Here is a 19,354-nt window from a genome sequence, read left to right on the forward strand (position 1 = left end):
GTACGCTCAAGCAAAACCAATTAGTTCAGCCCAGCTGTTTTTTCACGCAAGACCGGCGGAGCCATATCGTCACGATAGTCAACTGTTATCGGAGTCAGATTGCTGGTATCCGGTACAGGTGCCATACATGCCTGAAAGGCCTCTTCGGGGAAATCCAGTTTGGCGGCTTCGTCCGGTTGCTCCGAGTAGGGCTGCGCCAAACCAACTGCTGATACCAGACGGTGCGACAGCATCAACCAGCTGTACTCGGCCTGTTGCAGGTCATAGGTGGCATTGGCCAACGCACGACGGGCATCAAACAATTCGTTTTCAGTATCCAACAAGTCCAGCAAGGAACGCTGGCCAATCTGAAATTGCTGCATATAGGCCACACGAACTTTAGACGTAGCCAGCTCATGTTGTTGCAGGAAAGGCAACTGGGCACGCAAACGTTGAACGTTGTTCCACGCTACGGACAAGTCCTGTTGCACGTTGCGGCATGTATAGTCGCGAACATCCCGCGCGGCATACTGCTGGGCAGTGGTCTGACGAATGCGCGCCATATCTGCCCCACCCCGGAACAGGTTATAGGACAGCACTAACTGCACGTTGGAGTTTTGGGCATCACGGTAAGACGATCCGGGTGGATCATTTTTATCTTTACCTGTTGCCGCACGGAACTCAAGTTTTGGGGACATACGCCCTTGAGCCACATGCTTGCCAAACTCGGCCGCTTGATACAGAGCCTGTTTAGCCAAAATGGAAGGACTGTTGCGCAAAGAAGGCAAGAAATCGCTGGTTTTTGTGGGCAGGGATTCGCTCAAGGAAGGAGCAGGCTGCAACACCTCAGGAGCCGCTACCCCGACGATACGACGATAGCGCTGCAAAACGTCATTCAAGTTCCCGGCCTCGGTCATAACGTTACTTTGTGCCAAAGACTGGCGGCCATATGCCTGTTCCAGATCAACACCACGCCCGACGCCCGAGCTGGAGCGCTCCTCGATCTGCTTCAGGATATTCAAGTGCAGATTGTAATTTTCACGCGCCAACTTTTCCATTTCGCGGTAGCGCAGCACGTCAATATGAGCATTCGCCGCCTCCAGCGCCAAGGAATCTACGGAAGCCAACAAATCATAGTAGGTGGCCAGTTTTTCGTAGCCCAACTGACGCACCTGATTAATCGACGAGAAACCATCAAAAATCAACTGGCGTAACTGCAAGCTATAGCCACTGCGAGACCAGTTCACAGACGATGCACTGGATGTGCTACCACGCCACTCCCGACCTACCCATCCTTCGGCATTGACTTCAGGCAATAACGCACCACGGCTGACATTCTGCCCTTCCAACGCAGACTGGAAGTCTTGAAAGCGAGCGCCAAGTTCGGGGTTGGACATAATTGCCCGCTCGATACTGTCTTTGAAGCTCAAGCTGTTTTCCTGCGCATGAACTGGCTGAGCCAGCACAAGCGCTGTCAGCAGCGAACTTACCGTTAGAGTTTTTTTACCACGCACGTCGGCCTCCGTAAGATCCTGTGCTGCGCCCACAACGGAGAACATCACCTCAGCGTTGTAACGCATTGCCAGATCAAATATAAGTACAAAAATGAAAGAAGAATGGGTTCGGTGTGCCGCCTAAACAAAGCGAAAGAAACACCCCCCGAGGGCCCAACACCTATGTATTGCACATGGGCTTTACATCTAAGGCTGGTAAACACATCACCAGCCGCAGCAGTATGTTCATAATGGACCGGGGCAAGACAAGGCGGAGCTACAGGCTTCTGGCCTGTATTCTTGGAGCATAACCTTGTGTCTAATTGTGACTTTTTGCACGAAAACACACTATGATCGTCACACGAGTCACGGGACAAATTGTATCTTAGATTACAAGGGCTTTCGTCGATGACAATGTTAAAAATGATAAATAGCCTGTGACAAAAAGGGCAACAAAACTCTGAAATTAAACGATTTTAAGAAATCAGGGGCTTAACAAATAATAGCGTCATCATGCCCTACTTCTAGATTTCTCCGTAAGAATCTACAAAATCTTTCACCTTAATAAGTATTTAGGTTACATCAACACCCAACAAAATTTTTAACATGCAATAAAAATAATTTTCTTGTCATACCTCTCGGCAACACGCTTATTGCAAATGCCACATTTGTAACTTTTACTTATGACACTGCAATGACCCCTACCCGCCGTATCAAGCAAAATCTAAAAAGAAATTAATAATCAAAAACTTATAACAGTCTTTGAATTTCCACCCAGGTTAACGGGCACACCCGAAGCAAAACCAATCCCACCCTGGTGTTAGGCCACTCCCACTCTACAGGCAGGAAAACGGGCTGATAAACAGCCCGTTTTTTTACCACTTCCCTACTCCTTGTCCAGATGGCCTACCACTGATAGCCTACCCCTGCCGCCGCCCCGAGGTCTCCTCGAGACGTACCGTTGGCATTGACCTTGTACACCCAAGTCCCACTTTCCGATACACGGGAAACACCTAAAGCGTAGCCCGACTCACCATTCCAGGTCCCACCCGCCAAAGAGACCATATTGCGCCCTGGCAAGTACGCTTGTGGCAAGGCCGCTGTTGCCATGGCGGCAGCGACCCCGGCACTCAACTTGCGCTCCTGAGACTGCAGATCACGATCCAGACGCCGCACAGACTCACCAAAGCGTGTCTCGGCCGCCTGGCTTGCTGCCCTTAACTGAGCCACATTGACAGCATCTGTCTCCTCACTACCGGGAGCTAGCCCTGTCAACTGCCGACCACCCAGATTCACTTCGCCCTGAGAACGATGGACACCATCCAAGCCATAGGCAACATATTCCTGGGATGCTCCGCGCACAGCCTGCGACCCGGCCCCTAGTGCGACACTGCCTTGCACAGCCTTCGCTCCCGAGCCCAGCGCCACACCGTCAGTACCCGCTACGGCACCCGCTCCCACTGCGACACTTCGATCTGCAACCGTACCGCGACCAGCCCCCGAGCCAATTGACACATTGTCATTGCCTTGAACGCCCCCACCGGCGCCAGCACCATGAGCAATATTGTTATCACCCGTCACATCGCGGCCCGCCCCCAGACCTAATGCAGCGTTACCCTCACCTGTGACGCCATAACCCGAATAGGAACCCAACGCCATATTGTTGGAACCCTGTACATTCTGGCCGGCATTCTTACCCTGGGCCAAATTGCCATTACCCACTACCTGTTGACCGGCATTTTGGCCCATTGCCAAATTGCTATCACCTTGCACATTACGGCCGGCCTCCTGGCCCAAGGCGGTATTACCATTTCCGGTTACGTCACGCCCCGCATTGCTTCCATAGGCAGCATTGTTATTGCCCACCGTATTCGTGCCTGCCCAAAAGCCCATGGCATCGTTGTAGTCTCCCTTGACGTTTTGTCCCGCACTACGCCCAATCGACTGATTCCACCCCCCTTCGACATTGGTGCCGGCGTAATAACCAATAGCCTGATTGGCATTTTTGCCGCTGACATTAGAGCCGGCGCCTTCCCCAATACCCAAATTCCAGTTCGTCGACACATCATTGCCAGCGCCCTTGCCCACCGCAATATTCACGCTGCCTGAGACATCCTGGCCTGCGTTATTGCCAACCGCCACATTGTTCTTCCCGCCCACATTCTGCCCGGCTCCCTGACCATACCCGGCATTGCTGCCATCCCACACAGCAGGCGGAGCAGTCTGAGCCCGCACATCCATTGGCTGCAACACAGCCCCCAGCACGGCTGCCGTCAATACCCCATTCACGGCAGCGGCTACATACGTGTATTTCATGAATTTCTCACACTCAAAAAAGCAGCTCGACACGCCCGTAGCCTCAAAACTCCGGGCCTGTCTCGTTAGACCTTACAGTTGCACCGCCATAGCAGGATCGCTGACGCCATGCTTGCCCGTTTCCATACGACCGGCAAAACGGCGCTCAAAGCCTTCGGCCTGCACCGAAAAGTCGTACCAGTTCCCACTGTCTTTCACCGACCAACGCTGCTCAGTCACCTGTCCGGGCTCCACAAGCAGATCCCATGGACCATCTGTGCGATACATGTTCGACAGCACCGTCGCCTTCTGAGCACGATCACCCTGATTGAACAGTTTCAAATAGACATCACCTGCAGTCGGCTCGTAACAGACCTGCACTTCCAGCGATACACCTGTCTCGGTATTGCCCACAAATGTGCGCACAAACCCATTCGTGCTGTACACCCAGAACTCGTAATCCCCGTTGTCCTGTGTGACATCCCAGGTATCCGACAATAATTTTCCAGCCTCGACGGTGTAGCGACGCGGGATCAAGTCCAGATGCTTCTTGTCATAAACATGGAAAACAGCCCCTGCTTGCCCGGTATTGCTAAACAGCAGCTCGACAGAACCTTTCTTGTCTACTCGCGCACTGGTATGCAATTCATAGGGCAAGGCACGTGAATAACGAACACCGGCTTCCTGATACAGAGGCTGCGGTGTCGCAGGCGGTTCAGCGCGAGGCATCGTCTTTTGCTGTGCTTCCATCGCCTTGTAGTCGCTCATGTCAGGCAAGGTCGGGAAGGAAGGATCATTCGGGCTGGCAAAGTCAAAGGCCGAGGTCAAATCCCCACACACTGCGCGATGCCAAGGGCTAACGGCATCAACGGTGATATCGAAACGTTTTTCCAGAAACTGGGCCACAGAGGTATGGTCAAACACCTCGGAATTGACCCAGCCGCCACGACTCCAGGGGGAAATAACGTACATCGGCACGCGTGGGCCCAAACCCCAAGGGCGCAAATTGCCACTGATGGTGTCATCGGCCTTCAAATACTTACGAGCAGGGTCGGAGAAATACTCACCGTCAAGCGAGACCGTCGATTTACCCATCAACTTGCCATCGACGTCATAAGAAGGGACAGCAGGGGGAGGCAAATGATCGAACAAGCCATCATTCTCATCAAACGTAATGATGAAGGCTGTCTTACTCCAGACTTCCGGGTTCGCCGTCAAGGCATCGAGTACCTGCGAAATATAATCCGCACCTTGAGCTGGGCTACCACCACCACTGGGGTGCTCAGACACCGAGGGCCAGGGCAGGATCCAGGACACCGCAGGCAAGGTCGCATCCAGCACATCTTGCTTGAGGTCCTCCAAGCTGTGATTGCTCATGCCCTGCTCATACAAAGGCTCACCGGGCTTGGACTCACGGAATGACTCAAAGGCCAGACCTCCGTGCATAGCACCCGTCCAGTTATTGTTCGGATCCTGATAAATACGCCAGCTCACACCCGCGTCCTGCAAGACATCAGGCAGGGTTTTCCAGGTAAACGCCGAGCCTTGATAGGTATAGCCCGGTGTCGGTAAGGCCCCTTTGACCCAACAGCGCAGGTTAACGGGTTCCGAATCGGAGTCTGTGCAATTGACCCCCATGCGGCCGAGTTTGGGATCGTAATTAGAGCCAGACCAGAAAATAATCCGGTTAGGATCTGTGCCAGTTGCAATCGAACAGAAGTTTGCATCACACATGGTGAACGATTCGGCCAGCGCGTACTGGAAGGGGATATCGTCGCGTTTGTAATACCCCATCGAGTACGCTTTTTTGTATTTGGGCCACAAACCAAACTTGCCTTGCCCCCAGGCCGCCTGGGCATCTGGCATGTTGTGAGGCGTGCCAGGAACAAACAAAGCGTTCATCGTGGCCGAGTTCAAATGGTAAGGCAGCACTTCCTTCGTACCGTCAGACTCATGCCAAACGGATTTACCCGACTCCAAAGGAATCGGGAAACGATCGCCAAAGCCACGAACCCCTTTCATCGTGCCGAAGTAGTGGTCGAACGAACGGTTCTCCTGCATCAAAATGACAACATGCTTGACGTCCTTAATCGTTCCTGTATCCACCGTCGCTGGAATAGCCAAAGCGCGTCGAATGGAAGCGGGCAACATTGCCATCGCCGACAAAGCGCCAGCAGTCTGAGCAGAAGCCCGGAAAAACTTACGTCGGCTCGGCTGGGACAGTTCGATACCAGCATCGTCTGGGGGCAGAATCTTGGTCATGGTGCTAATCACTCAAAAAAGAAAAACGTCATCAAGGAGCGCAGCGCAACTGCGGTGTCTCAGGGAGCTCGGGTTGTTCAATATCGCCACCGCCACCAGGTGGCGGGGTAGCAGAGGAATCTGTATCAGAGCCACCACCACAGGCGGCCAGTGTCAAACTCAGGGCAATAGCCGCAACAACGCTACGGCCCAGTACAAAGTACGAGGTCATGAATCACTCCAGATCGGGAAAACAGGGCCGGCACGAACCGGCAGGGACTTGATAGAACGGCAGCCCTTACGGGATGCCGCTACTTAGCTCAGGCGCTGACGCAAGCGGGCCGCTACCTGATCCAACAAAAAAACGGTGATAAAGATCACGACGAGAATGGTCCCGACGTGGGCGTATTGATACATGTCATAGCGTCCTTTCAGCTCTTGCCCAATACCGCCCGCACCGACCAAACCCACCACCGTCGCCATCCGGACGTTACGATCCAGGATATAGAGGGTGTAGCCAGTAAATTTAGGCATTACCTGAGGCAATACGGCATACGCCAAAACCCGCAACTTGCCCGCGCCGATCGCCGTCAGCGCCTCTTGTGGCTTCACATCAGCAGTCTCGATATCCTCGGCATAGAACTTGCCCAAAAACCCCATGGAGTGGATGGCCAATGCCAAGACACCAGCAATCGGGCCAAAGCCATACGCCAGCACCAGAAACAAGGCGGAGATCAGCTCTGGCATGGCCCTAAATAGGCTGACCAAGGCCCGTGCTGTGACATAAAACACGCGATGCGGTGTGTAATTGCGCGCACTCCAGTAGGCCAATGGCGCACTCCCCACCATGGCTAACAGGGTGGCCCAAATGGCGATCTCGAAGGTTTCAACCATCTTGACGGCTACCCGCCACACATACCCCAACGGCTCAACCAAGTAAGTCTGCGTATAGACCTCTTCTTCCATCTGCAAGGTATGCGGGTTCAACGATTGCTCGACCACATCAACCGTTTCCACATAGGCAAACAAAGGGAGTTTCTGCGGGTCAAAACCTTCGATACGGCTCACTTGAGTGCGATATGACACCTGCAAGGGAAACATGTTGTCTGCCAAGGCGCTCAGACCCGAAGTCACCTGCGACTGATCCTTAATACCAACCGTCGCCAAGACCCCATCTGCACTCAATGCCGCCATACGATCCATCTCTACCCGCTTGCCGGTATACAACAGCGCAATAAGCACCACGATCGCTATCAAAACGGCCCGCACACCGTAAGGAGGATCCAAATGCCAAGCGGCTGCACTTTCAGGCTTATTCATGACACGCCCTCCACCAACACAGTGCCCGGTCTGACCGTCGAACCGCCTGGCGATGCAGTGGCACGGCCAGGCGTCATGACCGCCCCAGACCATGCCTCCACGGGACTTCCTGGCGTCCCAGCCTGGTACAAGGCTGTGGCTGCGGCCTCATCGAATGCACTGGCTGGCCCATCAAAAACCACAACACCCTGGCGCACCGCCACAATCCGATCCGCAAACTCACGGGCCAGCTCTACCTGATGCAAACTGCACAGAACAGTCGCCGCCCGATCACGCGCCTGGCTACGCAACAAACTCAAAATGTCACGGCTGATGCGCGGGTCCAAGCTGGCCACCGGCTCATCAGCCAGCAGCACCGCAGGCTCCAGCATGAATGCACGGGCGATACCAACCCGCTGCTGCTGCCCGCCCGACAGTTCACTGACGCGCCGATGCAAATGCTCCGGCTGTAGTCCGACCTCACGCACCAAGCGGCAAGCCCGCTCGCGTAGTGAGGCTGGAAACTGCATCAAAAACGCTCGCCACGCAGGCAAACCGGGCAAGGCTCCTGACAGCACGTTCGTCGCGACGGTGGCACGCGAGACCAAATTAAAGTGCTGATGCACCATCCCAATTCCCGGTCGCACCGCTTTCAAGCTGCTGCGCTGCACACGCTGGCCATCGACCCAAACTGCCCCCTGCGTAGGAACAGTGAGCCCATTAGCCATACGTAACAAGGTCGATTTGCCTGCTCCAGAGGCCCCCAGCAGCACACAGAACTGTCCTCGAGGCACACTCAAAGACACCGATTTGAGCGCAGTCGTGCCATCGGGATATCGCATCCCCACAGATTCAAAACGCAACATGGCAGCGATCTCGTTCATCACACTCACCGCTGTGCAGCCTTGGCCAGAATCTCGCCTTTGACCTCGTCAGTGAGCAATGACATCTTGGATGCGGGGCCACTGAACTGCTCTTCCGAGAATGCCGTGTCGTAGCGATCCAATTTGGCACCGCCATAGCCACGCACCATGTCTGGAGTCACGCCTGGAGCTTGATGAACCGTCGAGAATGCTTCTTTCAAGGTCTTTTTCAGCCCCTCAGGCAGTTTGGTGTTCATCGCCAGCGGGGGATAAGGAATTGGCTCGCTCTTGAAGATAACCTTGACCGATTGAGGATCAACAGCGCCTTGGCGAACAGCTTTGTCAAAAGAGTCAAAAGACAAGGCGGCTGCATCGACCTGCCCTTGCACCAAAGCAGCCAAACTGCTGGCATGGCTACCGGTCAAATGCAACTCGGCCAAATCCTGGGCGGGATTCATGCCATCGTTAATCATAGAAGCCATCTGAAACGTGAAACTGGATGCCGAATTGACATCACCAAATGCGGCACGTTTGCCTTTCAGGTCCTTCAAAGAGGTCACAGAGGATTCTTTCGGGGCAAACATGGCGGCGTAATAGGAAGACTGCCCCTTTTGCACACCCACCGCTAACAACTGAGCGCAACCCCGGTCATGTGCCTGCACATAAGAGACAGGTCCCAGAAAGGCAACTTCAGCCAATTGGTTGCACATCCCTTCCACCACAGCTCCATAGGACTGCCCAACCGTCAAATCAAAATGCAGACCCGTGCTGCTTGTGATCGCGTTGAAGATGGGTTGGTAGTCTGCCTTGGTACCGGACTCTGTACCGCCATCAGCAGGGATCAACAACACGCGCAAGGGGTGCTGTTGTGAACCATCCGCCAATGCCTGTGCCTGTGCAGCGGCGAACGGAGTCAGCATGAAAGCCAGGGCCAATGCGGAAAGATGAAAGCGGTGCGTCTTCATTTCGATAATCCTTGTCGTGAAAAGGTGTGCGTCATGACATGGGTACTTGTCTGACATCGAAACGAAGATTAGCTGCCTTATATGACAAAAAAATGAAAATAGCTCAAAATAACAAAAATGATTTTTGAATAATGTTCAGTTAGAATTTGGGCCATTCCATCGCGCAGAGCCGGCATTGCGGCCAGTTCGACGCGGTCCTTTTTTGACACTCTGTATCTCGTTTATGACCTCCTTGCTCTCTGCTGCGCCACCCAGCTCCCAACCCGATGCTCCATCGGATGCATCATGGCTCTCTCAGTCCCTAGGTTTGATTCTGGATTTAGATGGCACACTCATCCGTGGCGATGAAGTACTACCCGGCGCCAAGGAATTACTACATTACTGGGAGGGTCGGTATATCGTGGTTTCCAACAACTCTACCCATACCGCACAAACGCTGGCCCCCCAACTGCAAGCATTGGGGTTACCAGTGCCACCGGCCAACTTGGTGCTGGCAGGAGAACAAGCCATACATCACATTGCCTGCCGCTACCCGCACAACCCGCTTATGCTGTGCGCCTCTCAAGCGCTGCGGGCACTGGCCATGGAGCTGGGTTTGACTCTGGTAGAGCGAAATGCCGACATTGTTCTGCTGACGCGAGATCGCCATTTCAGCTATGACACTTTGCAGCAAGTCATCCGTGAACTCAGCCAAGGCGCCACGCTTCTGGTCAGCAATGCTGACCTGACCCACCCTGGCCCGCAAGGTCTACTCACCCCGGAAACAGGCGCACTATTACAGGCGGTATTAGCCTGCATACCTGGGGCGCAAGCGGAAATTCTGGGTAAACCGCAATCGATGCTATTTAGGGAAGGCTTGCAACGTCTGGGCTTGCACAATGAGCATGTGACCGTTATCGGGGACAATGCCGCCACAGATGCCTTGGGTGCAGTCAGCCTCGGATTAGGCTATCTACTGGTCGGCCCATCCTCACAAGCCGACGCGCCAGACGTAGGCGCCTTGATGCTCCGAAACATCCCCGTGCGACGTCATCTCCACGAAGTCAGCCAAGGTTAATAACGCTTGTTGGATAGCACTTCAAAGGTGCTGCGCAAGGTCTGCACCGATTTATCATAGTCAGCTAAGGCCAGGCAGGCGATCAAGGTATCAATAATAGCCAGTTGAGCCAAACGACTGGTCATCGCCTCGGTGCGAAAATGGGTTTCGCGAGACATGGTATGCAAGACGACATCGGCATAGCCTTGAATCGGAGACTTGCCAAAATTGGTAATACATATCGTGCTGGCGCCCGCCTCTTTAGCCAGACGAGTGGCCAGTACGGTTTCATGTGTACTGCCCGAATGAGAAATTGTCAGCACAACCACCTGCGGCCCGGTCAGCGAAGCGCTGATAGCCTGCACATGTGAATCCGTGACCGCTGTTGCCTGCAAACCAATACGCAACATCCGGTAGTGGGCATCGTGCGCAATCACCGACGAACTACCAATACCGTAAATTTCAATACGCTGCGCCTGACGGATCAACGCAACCGCCTTGGCCAAGGCAGCCGGATCGAGTACCGACTCTGTCTCTTGCAAGGTTTGAATATTGCTGTGAAAGATCTTGCTCACAACCTGATCGATTGAGTCACCCGACTCCAGATCCTCGTGTATGTACTGGACGGGTTGCACAATTTGCTGGGCCAGCGAGATTTTTAATTGCTGAAAACCTGTTGCACCCAGCAGTTTGCAAAATCCAACTACGCTTCCCTCACTGCATTGCGTGCGCTCAGCCACTTCACTGACCGACATGTGGACCACATCTGCCGGATAGTTAATGACAAATTCACCAATGCGCTGTGAGGCCGCCCCCATGGTCGGTAACAAACTCCGAATGCGCGCCAGCATGGCCTGAGGAGTGCTGCGAGGAGACTCTGCCTCCGGTGAGATACGGCGTGTACGTTTCGTGGTGACCATGACAGGAATTGGATTTCAGACAGGAGAGTTTTACTATGAGTCAAAGACGGCCATACAGGATGATCCTGCCATTTTAACGAGCCGACATGACAATGGGAGCATAGGCCGCATAAACGGCCAATGCTCATCAGGCCCTCGCGACCGGCCCTGTCCCTTCGGTGCGCTGCATTCGATCTGCACAGTCTACTCTGGAGAAAAGCACATGTATCAACATCTGGCCCTCTATATCAATGGCCAATTCCTGGACGGGCAAGGTCGTCAGACCCAAGCCGTCATCAACCCAACCGATGGCAGTACCTTGGGCCAACTGCCCCTGGCATCCCAGGCAGATCTGGATGCGGCTCTGCATGCCGCTCAAGCCGCGTTCCAAAGCTGGCGTCATAGCTCGCCCATGGATCGCAGCGCGATCTTGCGCAAGGTGGCGGAACTATCCCGCGAACGCGCCCAGGAAATTGGCCGTAACCTGACGCTGGACCAAGGCAAACCGCTGGCCGAGGCCGTGGGTGAAATCATGTCCTGCGCCGATCATGCAGACTGGCACGCCGAAGAATGCCGTCGCATCTATGGTCGCGTTATTCCCGCACGCAACCCCAAAGTGCAACAACTGGTCTTGCGCGAACCCATTGGGGTTTGCGCCGCCTTTACGCCATGGAACTTCCCCTATAACCAAGCCATTCGTAAAATCTGCGCGGCAATTGGTGCAGGTTGCACGATCATTCTCAAAGGCCCCGAGGACTCCCCCAGCGCAGTCATGGCCATTGCTCAAGCCTTCCACGACGCCGGTCTGCCGCCAGGCGTGCTGAATATTGTGTGGGGTGTGCCACACGAGGTCTCGGACTACCTGATCCGTTCGCCCATCGTGCGCAAAGTCTCCTTTACCGGCTCTGTACCAGTAGGCAAACAACTGGCTGCGCTAGCCGGCGCTCATATGAAACGCATCACCATGGAATTGGGCGGTCATTCTCCCGTGCTGGTCCTGCCCGATGCCGATGTCGCCCGCGCCGCCCGTCAGTTGGCTCGTTTCAAGATCCGTAACGCGGGACAGGTTTGCATTTCGCCCACGCGCTTTTACATCCACGACGATATTTACACCGCGTTTGTGGATCGCTTCACCCAAGAGCTGGCCAATGTCAAAGTGGGTGATGGACTGGACCCGGATACGCAAATGGGCCCCTTGGCTCACGAGCGCCGCATCCCCATGATGCAAAAGTTTGTCGACAATGCCCGCTCTCTGGGCGGCAAAGTGCTGTTGGGTGGTGAGCAGATCAAGCGCGACGGTTTCTTTTTCTCGCCCACTGTACTGACGGATTTGCCAGACGATGCGCTGGTCATGACCGAGGAGCCTTTCGGCCCTATCGCACCCCTGACTCGCTACAGCGACCTGGACGATGCCATCGCCCGCGCCAACAGCCTGCCTTTTGGTTTGTCGGCCTATGCCTTTACGCAATCCTTGCAAGACGCACATCGACTGGGCACCGAGCTGGAATCCGGTATGGTCAATATCAACCACTTTGGCAGTTCCCTGCCCGAAACGCCGTTTGGTGGCGTCAAGGACAGTGGTATTGGCAGCGAAGGCGGTGCGGAAACCTTTGACGGATATTTAGTCACCAAATTTGTGACTCAAATCTAAAGCTGGCTCCTGGCCCTGCTTTGCAGGGCTAGGGTGAACCCCTACTGTACTAACCGCCTATTCCCGCTACATTATTCAAACACTCGTTTGAAATTAGGAAATAACGGTGAAACGCTCTGATAGGACACAGTCCGCCATTCTCGATGCAGCCGAACATCTGTTCGCGCTGTATGGTCACGAAAATACCTCCATGCGCCAGATTACGGCGCAGGCCAAGGTAAACCTGTCGGCTGTTAATTACCACTTTGGCAGTAAAGACGGACTGACACAGGCCGTATTTCAGCGCCGCTTGAACAGTATCAATCAAGAACGCCTGGAAAAGCTGGCTTTTTATCGCCAACAAGCCGGTGAGGGTCCGTTGAAAGCATCACAGGTAGTGGATGCCTTTTTTGGGCCACTAATCCGCTTGGCGGGTTCTGGCAATGGCACACCACGCTCGTTTATTCCTTTGCCCGGGCAAGACCGCCCGGCACCGCAAGACTTCATCCAATCCATTTGTTGGGACGAGCAAGTCGCCATCTTCCTGCCTTTCAAGCAGGCTTTGCACGAAGCCCTACCCACCGTGCCCGAAGAAGAAATCATCTGGCGATTTCATTTCATGCTGGGTGCCACCTCTTACGCCTTGATGGGCACCCAATCACTACGTCGGGCCTTGCAATTACCCCTTAGCGACAGCCCCGAAAGTGAGCAACAACTGCAACAGCGTCTGATGAGTTTCCTGCTGGGTGGATTACGAGCGCCTTTACCCGCCAGCACCTGAGCTGAACGGTCCTGACCACCAAGCTACACCAAGGTGAACCACGCCCCTCTTTTAAGGGCAGCAAGTCGAAGGTGCAGCGTGGGGGTATTTTTTACCGCCGGGCCGCCCCAAGGCAAAAAGCTCCCCCTTGGGGGGCAGCAAGCCGAAGGCGCAGCGTGGGGGCATTTTTTTCTTTTCTTAGCTAGTCCGGAGTTGCCATGTTTGTGACCTTGCTATTGATAGTGCTAGTGCTTGGCTGCGTCTACGTTCTCAAAAACCGGAATCTACGCACCAAGTGGTTAAGCCGCCCAATCTACCGCGCTTTTTCCAGTGTTTTGCCTGCCATGTCCCAAACCGAGCGCGATGCGCTGGAAGCGGGTACGGTCTGGTGGGAAAGTGAACTGTTTCGCGGCAAACCCAACTGGAATACCCTGAGCTCTTATCCAGCCTACCGGCTGACCGATGAAGAGCGCCAGTTCATGGACAATGAAGTCAATGTGGCTTGCGCCATGATTGACGACTGGCAAGTCAGCCAGGAAGACTTCGACATGCCTGTCGAGGTCTGGAATTACCTGAAAGAAAACCGCTTCTTCAGCCTGATTATTCCCAAGGAATACGGCGGTCGCGGTTTTTCGGCGCAAGCGCACTCGGCAGTCGTGGCAAAGCTCTCCACCCGCAACTCGGCTTTGTCCGTATCGGTGATGGTGCCCAACTCGCTAGGCCCGGCTGAACTGCTGCTGCACTACGGCACCGACGAACAAAAGCAACACTACCTGCCCCGTCTGGCCGATGGCCGTGACATTCCCGCTTTCGCACTGACCAGCCCTTGGGCCGGTTCCGATGCCGCCTCCATTCCTGACGTAGGTATTGTTTGCAAAGGCGAATGGGAAGGTCAGGAAGTGCTGGGCATGCGCGTCACCTGGGACAAGCGCTATATCACGCTGGCTCCGGTGTGCACCTTGCTGGGTCTGGCCTTCCGCCTCTATGACCCGGACGGTTTGCTGGGTGGCGAAAAAGACATTGGCATTACCTGCGCCCTGGTCCCTAGCGACCACCCTGGTGTCGATACCGGTCGCCGTCACTTCCCCTTGAATGCCATGTTCATGAACGGCCCCACCCGTGGCAAAGACGTGTTCATGCCGCTGGAATTCATTATTGGTGGTCCCGACATGGCTGGCCAAGGCTGGCGCATGTTGATGGAATGTCTGGCTGCCGGCCGCTCCATCTCCCTACCCTCCTCCTTTACCGGCATGGCCAAACTGACCAGCCGCGCCGTGGGTGGTTACTCCGCTGTGCGTACCCAGTTCCGCAGCGCCATCAGCAAGTTTGAAGGTGTGGAAGAAGCACTGGCTCGCATTGCTGGCCATACCTATGCCATGGATGCCGCCCGCACCATGACGGCTGCTGCCGTGGACCTGGGCGAGAAACCTTCCGTGGTCTCGGCCATCGTCAAATATCACGTCACCGAACGTGGTCGTATTGTGGTGAACGACGGTATGGACGTGATTGGCGGTAAAGGTATTTGTCTTGGCCCCTCCAACTTTCTGGGCCGTGCTTATCAACAGATCCCCGTCGGTATTACAGTGGAAGGCGCCAATATTCTGACGCGTAGCCTGATCATCTTTGGTCAAGGCGCGATCCGTTGCCATCCTTTCATTCTGGAAGAAATGACAGCCGCGCTGGATCCTGATCGTGAAGCCGGTTTGCGTAAGTTTGATCAGGCATTTTGGGCACACATTCGCTACACCCTGGCTAACACGGGCCGTTCCTTCTGGCTGGGCCTGGGTGGCTGGCGCTTGCTAAGTGGCCCTACCGGCACCGCCAAGGCCATGCACACCTACTACAGCCAGGCCAGCCGTTACAGCGCCGCCTTCTCCTTGCTGGCCGACGCGTCCATGCTGGTGCTGGGAGGATCCCTGAAAATGCGTGAGCGTCTGTCCTCGCGTCTGGGGGATGTGCTGTCCGAGCTGTACATGCTAAGTGCCGTGCTCAAACGCTATCAGGACGAAGGTCGTCAACAAGAAGATGCTCCTTTGGCTCACTGGGCGGCTCAAGACGCCCTGATGCGCGCTCAACACGCCCTGGACAAGGTGCTGGAAAACTTCCCGAACCGTCCTTTGGCGGCCGTGCTGCGCTTCCTGGTCTTCCCTCTGGGCCAGCGCCGTCTGGGTCCCGATGACAAACTGGATCACACCGTTGCCAAACTGTTGACCAAACCCGGTGCCACTCGTGATCGCCTGACCTACGACACTTACTTGCCTGACGACGATATGGAACCCGTCGGTGCGATTGAAGCCGCCTTGCTGGCGACGCTGAACACTCGTGATATTGACGCCAAAATCCGTCAGTTCGAGAAAAGTGGTCAATTGCAGGACAACCCCAAAGCCAACGTGCGCGATCTGGCCGAAGCCGTCTTCCAGGCCGGTGGCATCACCGCCCAGGAATATGAACAAATCCAGGCCCGCGATATCGTGCGCGACCGCGTTATTGCCGTGGATGATTTCCCCTTCGATCTGCGTCGGGAAAATCCTGCCGCTGAAGCCGCCAGTGGGAGCCAAGTATGAGTTTTCAACCGGTCTATATTATTGACGGCGCACGCAGCCCGTTTCTGAAAGCGCGTAATGCGCCCGGCCCTTTCTCCGCTGGAGATCTGGCCGTGCAAACTGGGCGCGAGCTGCTGCTGCGCCAACCCTTTGGGGCCCCGCAACTCAGCGAGGTCATTCTGGGTTGCGCCGCCCCCTCGCCCGATGAAACCAATATCGGCCGGATTCTGGGTCTGCGTCTGGGCACAGGTCACAAAGTGCCCGGCTGGACGGTCATGCGAAACTGCGCCTCGGGCATGCAGGCTCTGGATTCTGGCGTACAGGCCATTCAAACTGGCCGTTCGGATCTGGTGCTGGCCGGTGGCGTTGATGCGCTGTCCCATGCCCCCATCTTGTTCAGCGATGACATGGTGCACTGGCTAGCCACCTGGGGCAAAGCCCGTAATGTCGGCGCCCGCCTGAAAGCCCTACGCAGTTTGCGTCTGTCCTATTTGAAACCTGTCATCGGCCTGCTCAAAGGGCTGACCGACCCCGTGGTTGGGTTGTCCATGGGCCAGACCGCTGAAAATCTGGCGCATGAGTTTGGCATTACCCGTCAGGATATGGACGAGTTTGCGGCCCGCAGCCATCGTCTGACGCTACGCGCACAACAAGAAAACGCGTTTGAAGAAATCGTGCCGTTGAGCGACACGCGCGGCAATAGCTACCCGCAAGATGATGGCGTGCGCGAAGACTCCACGCCCGAAAAACTAGCCAAGCTGCGCCCGGTCTTTGACCCGCCCTGGGGCAATATCACAGCCGGTAACAGCTCTCAGGTAACTGACGGTGCGGCCTTGTTGATTCTGGCCAGTGAAGCAGCCGTCAAAGAACATCAGCTCAAACCCATTGGCCGCATTGTGGATGCGCAATGGGCTGGGCTGGACCCGGCCACCATGGGCCTGGGCCCTGTTTTTGCTGCGACGCCTATTTTGGAGCGCAACCGCTTGGCCCTAAATGGCCCGGACTTGTGGGAGATCAACGAGGCTTTTGCAGCACAGGTACTAGCATGTCGTGCTGCATGGGACGATCAGCAGTGGTGCCAACAACACCTGGGCCGTGATGCTTTGGGACTGCTGGATATGGACAAGCTCAATGTGGACGGTGGCGCTATTGCAATTGGTCATCCGGTGGGTGCCTCCGGTGCCCGAATTGTGCTGCATTGCTTGAATGCCCTGCGTCGTCGCAACTTGCGTCTGGGCATGGCCGCTATTTGTATTGGCGGCGGTCAAGGCGGCGCCATGCTGATCGAATCGCTGCAAGGAACTGAATCATGATGCCCGTCGCTACCTTGGATTTGCAAAACTTCACGCTGTACACGGACGATCAGCACATTGCCTGGCTGAAAATCGATTGCGTGGGCAGCTCGGTCAACCGGCTCTCGGCAGCCGTCCTGCAGGAACTGAATCAGACGCTGGACTACCTGAACAGCCATCCTCCTAAAGCACTGATTATTTACTCCGGCAAAGCGGCCGGTTTTATTGCCGGTGCCGATATCGATGAGTTCTCCGAACACGGCAACAACCCGGAAAAAGGGCTGGCACTGGTCACACGCGGCTGGACCGTTTTCAACAAGCTGGCCAAGCAAAGCTACCCCACGCTGGCCCTGGTACAAGGGCACTGCCTGGGCGGTGGGCTGGAACTGGCCCTGGCCTGCCGCTATTGCCTGACCGTGGATCAAGACGACACACGGCTGGCTCTGCCCGAAGTGATGTTGGGTATTTTCCCCGGCTGGGGTGGCATGTTGCGCCTGCCTGAATATATAGGCCCTGCCGCTGCCATGGACTTGATGCTCAGTGGCAAGAGCGTAGATGCCCGCAAGGCTGCTCGCCTGGGCATGGTCGATGCCTGCGTTCCCGTCCGTCTGGCCAAGCAAGCCGCCGTCAAACAAGTACTGAGTGGCAAAAAACCACGTCGTGCCAAAGGTCTGCCACGCCTGATGAACAGCAAGCTGTTGCGCCCCCTGGTGGCGGGCCAAGTACGCAAGCAGCTAGAAAAGCGCGATCCCTATCAGCACTATCAGGCCCCACGTGCCATTTTGGAAATCTGGGAGAAGCACAACGGCAATGCCTTGAAGGCTCCCGAGCTGATCGAGCAAATTACCCGTTCCAACACCGCCGCTAATCTGCTGCGTGTCTTCCATCTGCAAGAACGACTAAAAAGCATAGGCAAACATTCATCGACTCAAGAGATCAGCCATATCCATGTAGTCGGTGCAGGCGTCATGGGAGGCGATATTGCGGCCGTATGTGCACTGAAAGGCATACGTGTGACCTTGCAAGACCAGGACCGCAAACGCATCGCCCAGGCTCAAGGCCGTGCTGCCAAGCTGTTCCAGCGTCGTCTCAAAGACCACAGGCTGGTACAGGCCGCCCTGGATCGCTTGATTCCAGACCCAGACGGCCACGGCATCCCTTCTGCAGATCTGGTTCTGGAAGCGATCTTTGAGAACGCCGATGCCAAGCGCAGCCTGTACACCCGCATTGAGCCCCTGCTAAAAGCCGGTGCTGTGCTGGCAAGCAATACCTCCAGCCTGCCCCTGTCCGAGCTCAGCCTGAATCTGATCAATCCGGAACGGCTGGTAGGGATTCACTTCTTTAACCCGGTATCTCGTATGCCATTGGTTGAAGTGGTGGAAAGTGAACTGCTGGCTCCGGACGTACGCAGCGCCGCCTATGCCTTTGTGAATCAGATTGGCAAACTGCCCTTGCCCGTTAAAGACAGCCCTGGTTTTCTGGTCAATGCCGTCCTGGCTCCCTATATGTTGGAAGCCATGCGCTGCGTGGACGAAGGGCTGGATCCGGCCACCGTGGACAAAGCTATGTTGCAGTTCGGCATGCCGATGGGCCCGCTTGAGTTGGCCGACACCGTAGGCCTGGATATTGCCCGTGATGCCGGTGCCCAACTTAGCCAGCAGGCGGCCATGCCCGCTTGCCTGAAAACCCATTTGGACCGTCAGGAACTGGGTCGAAAAACCGGCCAAGGTTTCTATACCTGGAAAGAGGGTAAAGCACAGAAATCTCCTGCGGGAACGGTTCCAAACGGTCTGGCAGACCGCTTGATCAAACCGCTGGTCGAACAGACCGAACACCAGGTTCGCATTGGTGTTGTAGAGGACGACGATCTGGCCGATGCAGGTGTCATTTTCGGTACCGGCTTTGCCCCATTCAGGGGAGGTCCTCTGCACTACAAAGCAACACAAAAACAACGCAATTAGTTCGAATTGGCACAAACACCTATACGCCGATTGGCCTAGGTCATGCACCATAGAAAACAAACGGGTGTTTTAAAACCTGTCCCAAGCCTCTGTCAGAC

The 19,354-nt window shown here is 55.4% G+C and carries 14 protein-coding genes; 6 read left to right on the forward strand and 8 right to left on the reverse strand.

Annotated elements, in window-relative coordinates:
• Window positions 1-20 precede the first annotated feature (20 nt).
• The 7 genes from OKX01_RS18390 to OKX01_RS18420 form a co-directional block, all read right to left on the reverse strand.
• Window positions 21-1,559, reverse strand: coding sequence for a TolC family outer membrane protein (locus tag OKX01_RS18390; RefSeq protein WP_230019571.1), 1,539 nt, complete (start codon window positions 1,557-1,559; stop codon window positions 21-23).
• An 819-nt stretch (window positions 1,560-2,378) separates the two neighbouring features.
• Window positions 2,379-3,788: a YadA family autotransporter adhesin gene (locus OKX01_RS18395; protein ID WP_264672229.1), complete on the reverse strand. Its 1,410-nt coding sequence runs from the start codon at window positions 3,786-3,788 to the stop codon at window positions 2,379-2,381.
• Between the two features lie 72 nt (window positions 3,789-3,860).
• Entirely contained in the window at window positions 3,861-6,029 is a 2,169-nt protein-coding gene (locus OKX01_RS18400) for a phosphocholine-specific phospholipase C (protein WP_094198151.1), read from the reverse strand.
• Window positions 6,030-6,060: 31 nt separating this feature from the next.
• Complete coding sequence (locus tag OKX01_RS18405; RefSeq protein WP_094198152.1) at window positions 6,061-6,240, reverse strand: hypothetical protein; 180 nt, start codon at window positions 6,238-6,240, stop codon at window positions 6,061-6,063.
• 83 nt (window positions 6,241-6,323) lie between these two features.
• Complete coding sequence (gene phnE, locus OKX01_RS18410; RefSeq protein ID WP_108728319.1) at window positions 6,324-7,328, reverse strand: phosphonate ABC transporter, permease protein PhnE; 1,005 nt, start codon at window positions 7,326-7,328, stop codon at window positions 6,324-6,326.
• The gene (locus OKX01_RS18415; RefSeq protein WP_230019567.1) at window positions 7,325-8,191 is read right to left on the reverse strand and encodes a phosphonate ABC transporter ATP-binding protein; all 867 of its coding nucleotides are present in this window, start codon (window positions 8,189-8,191) and stop codon (window positions 7,325-7,327) included. The genes phnE and OKX01_RS18415 overlap by 4 nt, the downstream gene beginning before the upstream one ends.
• Window positions 8,192-8,196: 5 nt before the next feature.
• Entirely contained in the window at window positions 8,197-9,135 is a 939-nt protein-coding gene (locus OKX01_RS18420) for a phosphate/phosphite/phosphonate ABC transporter substrate-binding protein (protein WP_094198154.1), read from the reverse strand.
• 223 nt (window positions 9,136-9,358) lie between these two features.
• Here OKX01_RS18420 and OKX01_RS18425 point away from each other — a divergent pair, with 223 nt between their 5' ends.
• Window positions 9,359-10,192 carry an HAD-IIA family hydrolase gene (locus tag OKX01_RS18425; RefSeq protein ID WP_094198155.1) on the forward strand — a complete coding sequence of 278 codons (834 nt, stop codon included), beginning with the start codon at window positions 9,359-9,361 and terminating at the stop codon, window positions 10,190-10,192.
• Here OKX01_RS18425 and OKX01_RS18430 read toward each other — a convergent pair.
• Window positions 10,189-11,091, reverse strand: coding sequence for a MurR/RpiR family transcriptional regulator (locus OKX01_RS18430; RefSeq protein ID WP_230019566.1), 903 nt, complete (start codon window positions 11,089-11,091; stop codon window positions 10,189-10,191). The genes OKX01_RS18425 and OKX01_RS18430 overlap by 4 nt on opposite strands.
• A 202-nt stretch (window positions 11,092-11,293) precedes the next feature.
• On the opposite strand from OKX01_RS18430, the gene OKX01_RS18435 reads away from it, so the two are divergent.
• From OKX01_RS18435 to OKX01_RS18455, 5 genes are all read left to right on the forward strand, one after another.
• Window positions 11,294-12,721, forward strand: a complete 1,428-nt coding sequence (locus OKX01_RS18435) for an NAD-dependent succinate-semialdehyde dehydrogenase (protein ID WP_264672230.1) — start codon at window positions 11,294-11,296, stop codon at window positions 12,719-12,721.
• A 106-nt stretch (window positions 12,722-12,827) separates the two neighbouring features.
• On the forward strand, window positions 12,828-13,481 hold the full coding sequence (locus OKX01_RS18440) for a TetR/AcrR family transcriptional regulator (RefSeq protein WP_094198158.1): 654 nt from the start codon (window positions 12,828-12,830) through the stop codon (window positions 13,479-13,481).
• A 197-nt stretch (window positions 13,482-13,678) separates the two neighbouring features.
• Window positions 13,679-16,024, forward strand: a complete 2,346-nt coding sequence (locus tag OKX01_RS18445; RefSeq protein ID WP_108728316.1) for an acyl-CoA dehydrogenase — start codon at window positions 13,679-13,681, stop codon at window positions 16,022-16,024.
• Complete coding sequence (locus tag OKX01_RS18450) at window positions 16,021-17,316, forward strand: acetyl-CoA C-acetyltransferase (protein WP_264672231.1); 1,296 nt, start codon at window positions 16,021-16,023, stop codon at window positions 17,314-17,316. The genes OKX01_RS18445 and OKX01_RS18450 overlap by 4 nt, the downstream gene beginning before the upstream one ends.
• Window positions 17,313-19,256, forward strand: coding sequence for a 3-hydroxyacyl-CoA dehydrogenase NAD-binding domain-containing protein (locus OKX01_RS18455; RefSeq protein WP_249460586.1), 1,944 nt, complete (start codon window positions 17,313-17,315; stop codon window positions 19,254-19,256). The genes OKX01_RS18450 and OKX01_RS18455 overlap by 4 nt, the downstream gene beginning before the upstream one ends.
• The last annotated feature ends 98 nt before the right edge of the window (window positions 19,257-19,354 follow it).

Origin of the sequence: Alcaligenes sp. SMD-FA (assembly GCF_025960365.1) — a bacterium.
GTDB lineage: Bacteria > Pseudomonadota > Gammaproteobacteria > Burkholderiales > Burkholderiaceae_B > Alcaligenes > Alcaligenes aquatilis.

Bases quoted from the DNA above. Each gene is read 5' to 3' on its own strand.
- OKX01_RS18450 (WP_264672231.1), top strand. From the start codon at position 16,021: ATGAGTTTTCAACCGGTCTATATTATTGACGGCGCACGCAGCCCGTTT.
- OKX01_RS18445 (WP_108728316.1), top strand. From the start codon at position 13,679: ATGTTTGTGACCTTGCTATTGATAGTGCTAGTGCTTGGCTGCGTCTAC.
- OKX01_RS18405 (WP_094198152.1), bottom strand. From the start codon at position 6,240: ATGACCTCGTACTTTGTACTGGGCCGTAGCGTTGTTGCGGCTATTGCC.
- OKX01_RS18420 (WP_094198154.1), bottom strand. From the start codon at position 9,135: ATGAAGACGCACCGCTTTCATCTTTCCGCATTGGCCCTGGCTTTCATG.
- OKX01_RS18395 (WP_264672229.1), bottom strand. From the start codon at position 3,788: ATGAAATACACGTATGTAGCCGCTGCCGTGAATGGGGTATTGACGGCA.
- phnE (WP_108728319.1), bottom strand. From the start codon at position 7,328: ATGAATAAGCCTGAAAGTGCAGCCGCTTGGCATTTGGATCCTCCTTAC.
- OKX01_RS18415 (WP_230019567.1), bottom strand. From the start codon at position 8,191: ATGAACGAGATCGCTGCCATGTTGCGTTTTGAATCTGTGGGGATGCGA.
- OKX01_RS18425 (WP_094198155.1), top strand. From the start codon at position 9,359: ATGACCTCCTTGCTCTCTGCTGCGCCACCCAGCTCCCAACCCGATGCT.
- OKX01_RS18390 (WP_230019571.1), bottom strand. From the start codon at position 1,559: ATGCGTTACAACGCTGAGGTGATGTTCTCCGTTGTGGGCGCAGCACAG.
- OKX01_RS18435 (WP_264672230.1), top strand. From the start codon at position 11,294: ATGTATCAACATCTGGCCCTCTATATCAATGGCCAATTCCTGGACGGG.
- OKX01_RS18400 (WP_094198151.1), bottom strand. From the start codon at position 6,029: ATGACCAAGATTCTGCCCCCAGACGATGCTGGTATCGAACTGTCCCAG.
- OKX01_RS18430 (WP_230019566.1), bottom strand. From the start codon at position 11,091: ATGGTCACCACGAAACGTACACGCCGTATCTCACCGGAGGCAGAGTCT.
- OKX01_RS18455 (WP_249460586.1), top strand. From the start codon at position 17,313: ATGATGCCCGTCGCTACCTTGGATTTGCAAAACTTCACGCTGTACACG.